This is a genomic window from Candidatus Venteria ishoeyi, from assembly GCF_030378065.1.
GTDB lineage: Bacteria > Pseudomonadota > Gammaproteobacteria > Beggiatoales > Beggiatoaceae > Venteria > Venteria ishoeyi.
In genome coordinates this window covers 66,338-79,718 of sequence record NZ_JAUCGJ010000002.1, presented here as the reverse complement: position 1 = coordinate 79,718, position 13,381 = coordinate 66,338, and the positions used below count along the sequence as shown (strand labels likewise).

The 13,381-nt window shown below is 48.2% G+C and carries 10 protein-coding genes; 1 reads left to right on the top strand and 9 read right to left on the bottom strand.

Annotation, left to right across the window (positions count from 1 at the left end; all coding sequences use genetic code 11):
- Position 1 precedes the first annotated feature (1 nt).
- The 9 genes from QUF61_RS01095 to purL form a co-directional block, all read right to left on the bottom strand.
- A complete protein-coding gene (locus QUF61_RS01095; protein ID WP_103921504.1) occupies positions 2 to 196 on the bottom strand; it encodes a hypothetical protein in 195 nt (64 codons plus the stop codon).
- 68 nt (positions 197 to 264) lie between these two features.
- On the bottom strand, positions 265 to 2,013 hold the full coding sequence (locus tag QUF61_RS01090; RefSeq protein WP_177428591.1) for a PAS domain S-box protein: 1,749 nt from the start codon (positions 2,011 to 2,013) through the stop codon (positions 265 to 267).
- A 116-nt stretch (positions 2,014 to 2,129) separates the two neighbouring features.
- Positions 2,130 to 2,735: a Yip1 family protein gene (locus QUF61_RS01085; protein WP_103921506.1), complete on the bottom strand. Its 606-nt coding sequence runs from the start codon at positions 2,733 to 2,735 to the stop codon at positions 2,130 to 2,132.
- Between the two features lie 27 nt (positions 2,736 to 2,762).
- Positions 2,763 to 4,058 (bottom strand): FGGY-family carbohydrate kinase, encoded by a 1,296-nt coding sequence (locus tag QUF61_RS01080; protein WP_289680044.1) that lies wholly within the window; start codon positions 4,056 to 4,058, stop codon positions 2,763 to 2,765.
- A 3-nt stretch (positions 4,059 to 4,061) separates the two neighbouring features.
- Positions 4,062 to 5,741, bottom strand: coding sequence for a tetratricopeptide repeat protein (locus QUF61_RS01075; RefSeq protein WP_289680042.1), 1,680 nt, complete (start codon positions 5,739 to 5,741; stop codon positions 4,062 to 4,064).
- Between the two features lie 26 nt (positions 5,742 to 5,767).
- Entirely contained in the window at positions 5,768 to 7,018 is a 1,251-nt protein-coding gene (locus QUF61_RS01070; protein ID WP_289680041.1) for a hypothetical protein, read from the bottom strand.
- Between the two features lie 10 nt (positions 7,019 to 7,028).
- Complete coding sequence (hemB, locus tag QUF61_RS01065; protein WP_289680040.1) at positions 7,029 to 8,036, bottom strand: porphobilinogen synthase; 1,008 nt, start codon at positions 8,034 to 8,036, stop codon at positions 7,029 to 7,031.
- A gap of 34 nt (positions 8,037 to 8,070) precedes the next feature.
- Positions 8,071 to 8,265 (bottom strand): hypothetical protein, encoded by a 195-nt coding sequence (locus QUF61_RS01060; protein WP_103921511.1) that lies wholly within the window; start codon positions 8,263 to 8,265, stop codon positions 8,071 to 8,073.
- Positions 8,266 to 8,537: 272 nt separating this feature from the next.
- On the bottom strand, positions 8,538 to 12,401 hold the full coding sequence (gene purL, locus QUF61_RS01055) for a phosphoribosylformylglycinamidine synthase (RefSeq protein ID WP_289680038.1): 3,864 nt from the start codon (positions 12,399 to 12,401) through the stop codon (positions 8,538 to 8,540).
- 456 nt (positions 12,402 to 12,857) lie between these two features.
- Between purL and QUF61_RS01050 the strand changes: the two genes are divergently transcribed.
- Entirely contained in the window at positions 12,858 to 13,322 is a 465-nt protein-coding gene (locus QUF61_RS01050; RefSeq protein ID WP_103921514.1) for a rhodanese-like domain-containing protein, read from the top strand.
- Positions 13,323 to 13,381 lie beyond the last annotated feature (59 nt).

Below are 13,381 nucleotides of genomic sequence, written 5' to 3'. Positions count from 1 at the left end.
CCTATTTATCACAGGTGGGATGGGTGAAACTGGCCTCCTGCCACCTTTGCAACTTGTCCTGGAGAATATCAATAATATAAACTGGCTTTTGTGTGGGTACAATAAGCTCATCGCTGACATGAGCAACTGTTGACATTTCAATTGATAAGCCTTTAATAAAATTAATGAATTTATAATCATTACTATCCTTAGGCATGTTTCATCCTCACTCCTTAGGAGTGAGGATGAAATAAATGCAGAAACTGGGCACAGGATTTTTATTCATTAGTGCAAGTGATAACGCGGATCCTTTCCCTGTTCATGCAGCAATGCATTGATCTCTTTTTTTAATTCGATCATCTTCAGTTCACGTCCTACTGCCAACCGGTTGAATTGCTCCAGTTCTTCCATTCGTTGCTCGTTTTCCCGCTGCGTCGCCAGATGTTCAGTAATATCTTCACAGGTAATTACCGCACCAGTGACTTTATCAGCATCATAGATTGGGGTAACACGATAAATGACGGGAATGCAGTTCCCATCAGCACGCCACAAAACTTCATCCTCCACTTTGAGTACCTGACCGGTTTTGATAGCATGTTGCATACGACAGATGGTGTGAGGGTACTCCTTACCATTGGCATGATGGGCGTGAACCAGTGGGTGCAGTTTTTTACCTACCAGTTCGGTTGTATTCTTATAACCCAACATCTGGAGCGCGGCGGGATTACAGAAGGTACAAATACCATCGCTAGCCAGACCAAAGATGGCTTCGGTTGTGGATGACATCAGAGATTGCCAGATTGCAGCCTGTTTGCTGGCAGTGCGCTCCATTTGAATGCGCACAGTAATATCAGTGGATATACCACAGATGGCATAAGTTTCTCCCGTTGTCGATTTAAGGGGAAACTTGATGCTTAGATAGGTATGAATGCCGTCATCCTGCCTGATAACCTCTTCCACCTCCACAGCTTTGTCCTCTGCAATAACTTTTATATCATTACTGTGCATGAACTCCGCCTGTTCCGGTGGAAACAGCTCAGCCACCGTTTTGTCATGAATCTCTTCATTGCTGATATGAAACAATATTTCAAACTGCCGGTTGATGAACTTGTACCGTCCCTCCAGATCCTTGATATAGATGAGCGATGTTGTATTATTCAAAACTGCTTCCATCTGCCGCCGGGCATACTCAGCTTTTTCATGCAAAAATTGCTGCTCTCGCTCCCGTTCACCCAGCGCATTCACCATTATATTGAAAGCTATAATAGTGTGTCCTAACTCATCTTCTACAGTAGTCGGCAGGCGAATGGAAAAATCCCCATTGGCTATTTTGGCACTGGCATTGTTTAAGTTTCTCAAATGCCTGAGAATATTACGCTCTAATAGCAGAAACAACAAGCCGAGAGCGATGAGTAGAGGGAATAAATAAATCACGGCTTCGGTGACTAATTCCCGCCAGAGTATTGTGCTGATTTCTTCTGATGGTAACTTGATGCTCAGTAGGCCGCGTAGATCGCCCTCTTTGTAATTAAAGGCTGTATTATAGTGTTTGGCAATGGTAGAGGGTGCATCCTGCTCGTTGCCATGACACTTCAGGCAGTATCTCTCTACATAAATAGGTGTGCTGTAGTGGTAGGAGAAACGGCCTTGTTTATTTCTGAATGATATCAGGCGTTCGTGTGCATCCGGGTTGGCACGAAACCAGTCCATTGCCTCCAGTTCCAGTTCATCAGCACTTTGGGTAAGATTGCGCGGACGGTCAGAGACATTATTGAAACTCATACCCGATTCTGACCAGTTAGGAAAATCTATAGAAATTCGGGTCAAGGCGTGAGCAGGCAGAAAGCCCAGAGTTTTATCATTGAGTGGTAGACCGCTATCGAGAAACTGGTGATGATAAATACGACGGGTGGCCATCAGCATGGCGCGGATATCGCGCGCATCCTTCAGGTGCTCGTTGGTAATATCCCGTTGGATACGGAAATAATCAGCAATAGCAATCAATACAATAGCGCTTACCAAGGTAAGCGCCATGATCAGGATAATCTTTTTTTTCAGTGACAGTTTCATAGGATTTTTAATGATATATATTTGCAGACTCAATCACTAAAATTCTCGCTCCATAGCTTAAAAAAAGTGGCTGCATAACATCAGGAAGTAAAGTTGGGCGCTAAGCCATATCCCCATAGCAGTGCCGTCATTGCCAACATGGCAACCAGTACAATCAGACCAACCATAAGTATAGCACTGGAAAATAAAAATCCGCGCTCTTCAGGAATTTGCATAACAATGGGCAGTCCCAGATAAAGCAGATAAATGGTATAGGTCAGTGCAGGCAGGGCTAACAATAAATTAATCCAAAGCATCGGATAGATAAACATGAAACCTGATAACATCAGTGGGCTGACAATATATAAAGCCAGTAATATACATTGCGTAAAATTGGGATTTGCTGCATAGGTACTGCTCATCCAACGCAGCATATAAGCCATAAAGAATACACCTGCAACCATCGCCAACCAGGATAAAACCGCCATTGGCAGCGCACTTTCCGGGGTTAAAAATACTGAATTTTGAATAAAACCCATTTTCCAGCCAATTTGGGTCATGCCAAAATAAGCAGAAATTGCAGGAATCAAGGGTAAAATCAAAACATGGCGGGCATAACATGCGCCCATGGAACAAGGTGTGTCACGAATCATCGCCCAAGTCAGCGCCGGTTGATAAAGTAGTCCCCAGAGATAACGAAAAGTCATTTTTGATTTCCTTGCCCTATGTTGATGTCATGTCGATATTGAGCGCACATAATAAGCAGGTAAAACAGCCGCGCCGCAGGTGGTTTCATGATAGATGTTATCCAGCAGGGGCGCATTTAATTTTTGCGCCCGAATCTGCGTCCAGGCCGGATTACGCGCGCCACCACCCGTACTACGAATGGATTTTAACACAGGCGCGCCCAACGACTGCAAACGCGCATAGGCCTGTTGCTCAATATTGGCAATCCCTTCCAGCATCCCCTGAAAAAATACACTGTCTTGTTCTGGACGCGGTGTCAATTTGGGGGGGTAGTGACTGTCCGCTACGGGGAAACGTTCACCCGGCGCGCATAAGGGATAATAATCCAAACCCGTACTGTGTTGCGGACGTAAGGCGGTACTCATTTCCTGCATTTGCGCATCAGAAAAATATTGACGTAATACCGCGCCACCACTGTTTGATGCGCCGCCTACCAGCCATAAATTACCCAGGCGCTGGCTATAAATACCGTATTCCGGGGCATTCACCGGATGTTCTGATAAAATTTTAACCACCAGCGTTGAACCCAGTATGGTCAAAGCCTCACCCGGCAGACTGGCCCCCGTTGCCAGAAAAGCGGCGGTACTGTCGGTAGTGCCTGCACAAATATAGCTGTCAGCAGATAAACCAAATTGTGCCTGCCATTGTGGATGCACCCGCCCCAATATACTGCCGGGAGGGTAAACTGCGGGGAATTGCTGCCAGTTGATTAAACCGGCTTGTTCCAGCGTTGTCAGCCATGCCGCCCACTGCTGATGTTGGGGGTCATAACCCAGTTTAAGGCAATTATTCTCATCGCTGAAACCATAATGACCCAATAAACGTCCTGTGATCCAATCTGCCTGGTGTAGAAAATAACGCGCTTGTGGCAACCGTGATCGTAAATACAGATATTTTGCCAAACTGGAAGTGGGGTTGTGCGTGAGGCTTGGTACAGGTGCCATTTCTTGTAACAGATGCGCTTGTGACAAACTGCGAGCATCATCATACATTAAACCTTCGCTCAATGGCTTGCCATTTTCATCGGTCATTAAGACGCTGGCTGAAGTCGCATCAATGCTGATGGTTGCTACCCGTTCAGGATCAATTTGTACGCATAAGGCAGCCATGACGCTAAAAACGGCATTCCACCAATCTTCCGGATTCTGAGTGCTGGTATTGTCCTGACGTTGTGAAGTTGGCAAATCCGTCTGCGCATAGGCGCAAGGATGTTGCTGCCCATCCAGCGCAACGGCACGACAACCGGAAGTCCCTAAATCGATACCAATACTTAAATCACGCATTGCTCAGGGTTCCAGTGTTGGGTTGGTTGAAGTTGATGGGGCTTGCGGCAGCTTGCGCCCGGCTTTTTTTGCTTGCAGATACCAATAACGCGCTTGCAGCAGATCTTTATCAACGCCTTTACCCGACTCATACCAGTTACCGAGGACAAAACGTGCTTCAGGATGCCCCTGAAATGCTGCCAGTCGCAACCACTTTAAGCCCTCCTGCTCACTGGCAGGTACTTCTAAACCATAGCCATACATCATGCCCAGATTATGCTGAGCATCGATATGACCGGTTTGCGCGGCTTGTTGAAACCAGCGCAAGGCTTCATTGCCATCTTTAGGAATCGCTTCCCCTTGCAGATATAAGGTGCCTAATTGATGAGCGGCATTGACTTGTCCCGCTTGCGCCGCCTGCCGTAACCAATATATGGCTTTACCCGGATCGGCTTTGATGCCCAGTCCTTGTAAATATAAGTTGCCTAATTGCCGGGCAGCGGGGGGGAAAGCTTTGCTGCTGGCTTGTGCTGTGGCTTTTTGCAGCCAGATAACAGCTTGTTGCTGAGCGTGTTCCGGTGTCTGTTGCCCCCCTTCCCCCCGTAGATACATCAACGCCAGATTATATTGCGCTTCCCCCATACCCTGCTTTGCTGCCCGTTGAAACCATGTTGCGGCCTGGGTGAGATTTTTTTCCAGACCCAAACCCTGGCGGTTGAATACGCCTAAGTCAAATTGTGCTTGCGCATCACCCTCTGCTGCTGCTCGTTTAAGCGCGGGTAAATTGGTTTCCAGCTTGTTACGTTCAGCATCAATTTTCTGTTGCAGCAATTGTAACTTACGCTGAGATTCGCTATCTCCTTGCTTAGCTGCCTGTTGATACCAATGAATGGTGCGCGCCAGATTACCCTGCGCATTTTGCTCAGCCTCATATAATACAGCAATATTAAACTGCGCTTTCACATCGCCCTGCATGGCGGCCTGGTGATACCAATAGGTGGCTTTTACCAAGTCCTGCTCCACCCCCTTACCATGAGCATACATCACCCCCAGATTAAACTGGGACATCGCATGTCCCTGTAATGCCGCACGCTCAAACCATTTTGCTGCCATAGGATAGTTATTGGGAATGCCTTTACCCTGAAAATAGAGGCTGGCAAGATTTACCTGAGCCTGCGCATTATCTTGTCTGGCAGCCAAATTAAACCAGTACAGCGCATGTTCTTCAGGGGTACTGGCTTTTATTGCACTTTGCTTAAAACCAGCAAGACGCTCATTACGATACAGCACGCCCAGATTATTCTGTGCCGCCATATGCCCTTGTTGCGCCGCTTTTAAATACCAGTGCGCAGCCTTGTGCTCATCTTGCTGAATACCTTCACCATTGGCATACATCAGTCCTAAAGCATATTGCGCTCTGGCAATACCCGTGTTGGCATATTGCTGAAAAATGGGCAGGGCGCGCTTATAATCCTGGCCTTCATAAGCTTTTAAGCCTTGTTCCATGGCTTGCTTAATACCCGCTTCCCGATTTTTATCAGCGCCCTTGTCAGATTGAGCATCAGATTTCGCATCCGTAGTTGCTACGCTGCTTTTAGCCGGGTTTTCAGGGCGTATTTCGGTATCAGTACAGGCATGAAGTAATAATAGACTGGGTAATAAAGCAGATAATAAGTGATGAGACAAACGATGGGTTTTGTTCATTATTAAATTTCTCTACAAGGATAAATTTATTTTGTATGATATTTTTTCGCCGGGTCTACAAAGCGCACTTCTTCTGCTTCCTGCTCAGCTAATATCGCTTCCACGGTTTCTAATACTACAACCGGAATCGCCTGTTCCGGTAATTGGCTTTCAAACTCGACCTGATATTGAAAACCATCCTGTTTCAGTGCTTGCAACAGTTTAGGCAGGTCTTTACACCACTTGTTTTCCTGCTGTTGTAAAAATGCGCGCTCTGCCAGACTTAAAGCCGCCTCACTACGCTGTTCTCGCTCGTGCGCAACCTGAAAACTGAGTTTATAATTGGGTTGCAGCGCAAAACGGACTTGCTCACCGCCGGGAATCTGCCAGCTTTGCAAACCTTCCTGACTGGAACTGACAGCACTGTAGCCCAGCGCTTGCAAATGAAAATCCACCCGTGAACGAATGGTTTCCTGGAGGGCGGCTTCCTCTAAACGGCTATCAATACTTCCTTGTAATTGTTGTGATTTTTTCTCCAGCACATCCAAAGCACCGGTTTGTACACTTGGCTCATTCAAAATGGTGAGTAAATGCTGTTGCAGCGCCAGCACTTCCTCCTGCTGGGTACCAGTTTCTGCCAGATGTTGATAAGTCAGTAACGTTTCCAGGAGGTTACTGGCGCGTTGTTGAATGTGCTTCACCTGCTGACTTTGGGTGTTGAGTTGCTCGGCAAAGTGGGTGATGCTGCGCTGAGTTGTGGCAACAAAGTTGCGTATATTTTCCAATGCCAGCAGGGGCGTACTTGCCAATTGTTGTTGCAAAGGTGGCAACTGTGCTTGTAATGCTGGCACGGGAGAATTTTTTTGTTGAACCAACTCTGGTGCCAGATTTTCCAGCCATGCTGTCATCTGCTGCAATTGTTGCTGACCCACAGCCATGTTTTCAGTATCCAGAAAACTTTGTGCCTGAGCGCCCGTTTGTGGCAAATCCTGTTCACTTTCCTGTTGCATGGTATGCTGTTGCAGGCTTAATTCAGACAAGGCGTTACGCGCCGCTTCACGGCTGTTGCGTAGTTGTTTCATGTCCGCTTCCTGCGCACTTTGAAAACTTTCCCAGTCTGCCAGTTTCTGCTTGGCTGCCCGCATTTGCTGACGCGCCTGGGCGCGTTGCTCAGCCTGGTGGCTGCGCCACATCTGATAGGCGATACTGCCCGCCGCAATTAAAGCTGCACCGCTGGCAACGGCAGCAAGCGCGGTACCACTGGCAGCAGCAGATACAATAACAACCTGACCACTCATCAGCGGAACATCAGGCGCTGTCTTGCAACCATAAAGCCGCAGATTTGGCAAAATAGGTTAAAATCCCATCCGCCCCGGCGCGTTTAATACTGAGCAAGGATTCCAGCACAACTGCGCGTTCATCTAACCAGCCATTTTGTGCAGCCGCCATGAGCATGGCGTATTCGCCACTGACCTGATACACAAAAGTAGGCGCGCCAAAGGTATCTTTAACCCGGCGCACAATGTCCAGATAGGGCATACCGGGTTTCACCATGACCATATCCGCCCCTTCCTGCAAGTCCAGTTCGACTTCCCGCAGCGCTTCGTCACTGTTAGCCGGATCCATCTGATAAGTCTGTTTATTGCCAGTGCCCAGATTAGCAGCACTACCTACGGCATCACGGAAAGGGCCGTAATAACTGGAGGCATATTTTGCTGAATAGGCCAGGATGCGGGTATTACGCTGCTGGTTTTGTTCCAGTATGGCGCGAATCCCGCCGATACGCCCATCCATCATATCCGAGGGGGCAACTATGTCAGCCCCCGCCTCGGCATGGGATAAAGCCTGCTTAACCAGCGCGGTTACGGTTTCATCGTTGACCACATAACCGGCATCATCCAGTAAGCCGTCCTGCCCATGCGTGGTAAAAGGGTCCAATGCCACATCGGTAATTACCCCAAGCTCCGGGAATTCTGCTTTCAGGGCACGCACGGTGCGTTGCGCCAAACCTTCCGGGTTCCAGGCTTCAGCGGCATCCAGTGATTTTTTTTCAGTGGGCGTGACGGGGAATAAAGCCATTGCGGGTATACCCAGCTTAACCAGTTGCTCGGCTTCTTTTAGTAATAAATCAATACTCAAGCGTTCGATACCGGGCATGGAGCTAATGGCTTGGCGCTGTCCCTGACCTTCCAGCACAAAAACCGGATAAATCAAATCGTCCGTAGTGAGGCGGTTTTCCCGCATCAGGCGGCGGGAAAAGTCATCACGACGCATCCGTCGTAAACGTGTTTGGGGGTAGTTTGCATGGCTGTTCATGAAAATAGTAGGCTCCAATTGTGCGAGTTTATGCTCATTTTTTATAAGGTTTAACGCGAATTAATAGCTTAAAATCTTTATTGACGGAACGGGTGGCAGGAAATAATTCTGTAAGATCGGCAGCCAGACGTACATCCAAACCATTTAATTGTTTTCCATTAGCCGGTTTTTGCGCTGACTGAAACTTATTACCAGGATGATTGCGTCTGTTCGTATTATATTTTGCCATCAGTCTGCCACCCCTTATTATCGCTTAGGAGTGAGGATGAAATAAATGCAGAAACTGGAGAAAAAGACCAGCCAAGTTGCTGAAGTTATAAAATTCTCACTCCTTATGATTATACCTGAACTCAGAAGTTGTTGGTAAACTGTCATGAGAGCGCCATCAGAATGATGGCAGCCCCTGAGAATAAATAGAATGTTGGCATTTTCAGCATCGCCAAGCAGATGCCAGACCTTCCAGGTTTTCAAAACCTGGAAGGTCTTTCGCATTCAGATTAATCAGGCCAGCCAGTTCCTGGCATTATAAAATAACTGCATCCAGGGACTTTCCTCGCCCTGCCAGTTTTCCGGCAGATAGGAAAAACGATTGCTGAGGAAAATCCGCTCCGGGTGTGGCATCATGATGGTAAAGCGTCCATCTTCAGTTGTCATGCCGGTGACACCGCCCAGCGAGCCGTTGGGATTGGCGGGATAGGTTTCGGTCACTTTTCCGTAATTATCCACATAACGCAAGGCCACCAGATTTTCCGGGCTGTCGCCATACGCCCGACCTTCACCGTGCGCCACCACCACCGGTAGTTTCGCGCCATTCATGCCCTGCAAAAACAGTGAAGGGCTGTCAGTGACTTCAACCATCACCAGCCGCGCTTCAAATTGTTCGCTGCGATTGCGTACAAAACGCGGCCAATGTTCCGCACCGGGAATCAAATCATGTAATTGTGCCATCATCTGACAACCATTACACACGCCTAAGGCAAAGCTGTCACCACGGTGGAAAAACTGATTAAATTCATCAAAAGCACGTTGATTAAAACGAATGGAATTTGCCCAGCCACCACCTGCGCCCAGCACGTCACCATAAGAGAAACCGCCACAAGCCACCAGCCCCTGAAAATCTTTTAAGCTCACACGTCCGGCAATTAGATCACTCATATGCACATCTATGGCATCAAAACCGGCGCGATCAAAAGCGGCTGCCATTTCAATCTGACCATTAACACCCTGCTCGCGCAACACTGCCATGCGTGGGCGGGTGCTTTGCACGGCAGGTGCCTGAATCTGGAAATCTGTCTGGATAAATAAACCAGGGTTTTTATCATCCAACAGGCGGTCATATTCTTGTTTAGCACATTCTGGGTTGTCGCGTAGGGTTTGCATTTGCCAGGTGGTTTCTGACCATAAACGCTGCAAGTGCTGGCGCTGATAGGGCGCATCGCTAACCCCCAGCGCTGATAATTCCAGATTATCCTGATTATTGGGCCTTGCAACTTCAAATACACTGTCCCCAAAGTCACTGTTTTGCTTAAAATATGCCTGCACAGCAGCAACGTCATCTGTTTTAACCTGAATCACCGCGCCCAGTTCTTCATTAAACAAATAAGGGAATAAATCAGCCGCTGCAAACGCTGGTGGCACTGTTAAGCTTAAACCGCCCTGTCCGGCAAACATCATTTCACACAACAAGGCATACAAACCGCCATCGGAGCGATCATGATAAGCGAGGATTTTACCCTGCTGGTTCAGCGCCTGAATACCCAGGAAAAAGTCTTGCAAATCCTTGGCTTTAATATCAGGTACGCTATCACCTAATGCCTGGTAGACCTGTGCCAAAGCTGAACCACCCAGACGATTTTGGCCCTGCCCCAAGTCGATCAATAATAAACAGGTATCAGAATCAGGGCGCAATTGCGGGGTGAGGCAACGGTTAATATCCGCCACCCGTGCAAATGCAGACACAATTAAGGATAAGGGTGATGTCACGGATTTCTGCTCATCCCCTTCCGCCCAACCCGCTTTCATGGACAAAGAATCCTTACCCACAGGAATGGCAATGCCCAGTTCCGGGCAGAAATCCATGCCTACGGTTTTTACCGTATCAAACAAGGCAGCATCTTCTCCCGGCTGTCCGCAAGCCGCCATCCAGTTGGCGGAAAGTACAATATCACTCATTTCCTTAATCGGTGCTGCCGCCAGATTGGTTAGCGCCTCGCCCACTGCCATGCGCCCGGAGGCAGGGCCATCCAGCAAGGCCAGCGGACTGCGCTCACCCATGCTCATGGCCTCGCCAATCGTATCGGCAAAGCTACTGGCAGTCACTGCGCAATCGGCAACTGGCACTTGCCAGGGGCCGACCATTTGATCGCGAATTACCAAACCGGTAATCGAGCGGTCGCCTATGCTAATCAAAAAGGTTTTATCCGCTACACCGGGCAGGTTTAACACCCGCTGCATGGCTTCCTGTAAATTCAGTTGTTCCAGTGGAAAAGCTTGTTCCGGCGCGGCAGCATGACTGACATCGCGCTGCATTTTCGGTGGCTTGCCCAGCAGCACTTGCAGCGGCATCTCTACCGGCGTGGTGTTTTGCAATGGGTCAAGCAGTTTCAAATCCTGCGCTTCTGTGGCTTCGCCCACCACGGCATAAGGACAACGCTCGCGCTGACACAGGCTGTCAAATAAATCCAGATGCTCGGCATCAATCGCCAAGACATAACGCTCCTGCGATTCGTTGCTCCACAATTCCATCGGTGACAAAGAAGGATCAGCACTGGGAATTTTACGCAAATCAATAATGCCGCCGCGCCCACTGTCGTTAATCAGTTCCGGCAGTGCGTTGGACAAGCCACCCGCGCCCACATCATGAACGCTATAAATCGGATTATCGTCACCCATGCGCCGACAGGCATCAATCACTTCCTGGCAGCGCCGCTGCATTTCCGGGTTGCCACGTTGCACTGAAGCAAAATCCAGGGTTTCATGGCTTTGTCCGGCATTCATGGAGGAAGCTGCACCGCCGCCCAGACCGATTAACATTGCCGGGCCGCCCAGCACGATGAGTTTCGCGCCCACCGGCATGATTTTTTTATCCAGATGCATGGGGCGGATATGCCCCAAACCACCTGCCAGCATGATCGGCTTATGAAAACCCCGGCGTTTACCCGCCACATCCAGTTCAAAACTACGGAAATAACCACACAGATTTGGGCGACCAAACTCATTATTAAATGCGCTGCCACCCAGTGGCGCTTGCAGCATGATTTCCAGCGCCGTGGACATGCGCCCCGGCGTGCCGTAGTTATCTTCCCAGGCGCGAGGCTTATCCGGTAAATTCAGATTGGACACAGAAAATCCGGTTAATCCTGCTTTGGTACGCGAACCCAGACCGGTTGCCGCTTCATCGCGGATTTCTCCACCGGAACCCGTTGCCGCCCCAGGAAAAGGTGAAATCGCCGTAGGATGATTATGGGTTTCCACCTTCATCAGAATCTGCGCCGCTTCTTGCTGATAGCTGTAATGATGATTCTGGGTATTGGGGCTGAACACCTGCGTGTCAAAACCAGCCATTACCGCAGAATTATCATGATAGGCCGATAACACCTTGCCGGGGTGGGTGTTATGGGTATTACGAATCATACCAAACAGGGACTGCTCCTGTGGCTGCTTGTCGATCACCCAATCGGCATTAAAAATCTTGTGGCGGCAATGTTCGGAATTGGCCTGAGCGAACATCATTAACTCAGTATCACTGGGATCACGCTGCAAAGCCGTGAAATTTTCCACCAGATAATCCATTTCTTCTTCAGACAAGGCCAGTCCCAAATCTTGATTGGCCTGCTGCAAAGCACTTTTACCCTGCTTGGCAATCGGCACTGTCACCAAACTACCCGCTTCGGCGTGGGCAAATAACCGGGCTTCTACCTGCTCCAGACTCTGGTTATTCGATACCGGCAATAAAATCTCTGTCATGCGATCATGCAGCAGCTGATCCAGCATTTGTAAACTGGCAGTATCGAAAGTGGTTTCACAGCCCAGTTGCCACAACACACCGCGCTCAATCCGGCTGATGCCCTGCAAACCACAGTTACGCGCAATATCCGTGGCTTTGCTCGACCAGGGTGAAATCGTACCGGGGCGGGGAATCACCAGCCATTGTAGCTGTGCAGGGTTATTGCTTTCCTGCACCTGCTCTTCATTAACGGTATAAGACAGCAAATGTTCAAGCTGGCTTTGCTCGGTTGCCGCTGCGCTGTGATCCATTTCAATAAAATGGATAAAACGTGCACTGATTGCGCTTAATGCCGGAACTTTTTGTTGCAGTTGTTCGCAGCGAAATGGGGAAAGTGCGAGATCACCGTAATGTAGCATGGTTTTTCTTTACCTGTTGGAAGGATTAAATCAGTCCCCAAGCCCCAAAGGGGCGTAATACTTATAGCCCAAAGCAATGCCCTGGGCAGGTAATTATTTTGAGTCAAGCCCTGAAAGGGCGAAATAACAATATCAATACCCATTATTACGCCCCTTCAGGGCTTGGTCAATCTTATTTTGCTTAGCCGGGACGCTGCCCTGGGCTATATTAATATTGCCCCTTCAGGGCTAAAACAAAGGATCAACAGAATTCGTTATAAATAGAAAAAGCCTTATGTCGAATTCGGGTTAAATAAGCTGAATAAATATGCCTGATTCAGTAATCAATAGCAAATACACAAGTGTTAATTTATCAGAGCATAGTTAAATAATCAGACTATACTTAAATAAGCAGGGATAATGATTGTTTCGCTGTAACGGGGACGTAAAACCTTGTTTTAACAGGGAGTGTTTATCATGAACATAAAACAAATTTTAGTGATAGTCATTATGAGCTTGTTTGCAGTTACCACTGTGCCTGCTTATGACACCGAGCTTGCTGATTCTTATGCGCAACTGTTTCAACCATTTACAGGGAAAGCCAGCGCTAAATCCATGCAGATGATCAAAGTACCAGATTTTGTCAAGGCAATAAAATCAGGTAAAAAACTGGTGGTTTTAGATGTGCGAACCCCTGGAGAACGGGTAATTATGGGCACTAATCTACCTGATACCTTAAATATTCCTATGGGACAGGTATTTAAGCCTGAAAATCTCCAACGTCTGCCTGACAATAAAAAAATTGTTGTACTGTGCGCAAAAGGCTCAAGAGCCAGTGTGATTGCACTGACACTGCGCCATATTGGCTTTAAACAAGTATTTATTCTCAAAGGTGGACTCGCTGCTTTAGCGCAATATTTAAATCCAAAATCAGCAAATTAGGGTATCACCTTGTCATAACGGCCTGTTATTTTCTGGCTCCCACGCGCCTTGCGTGGGAG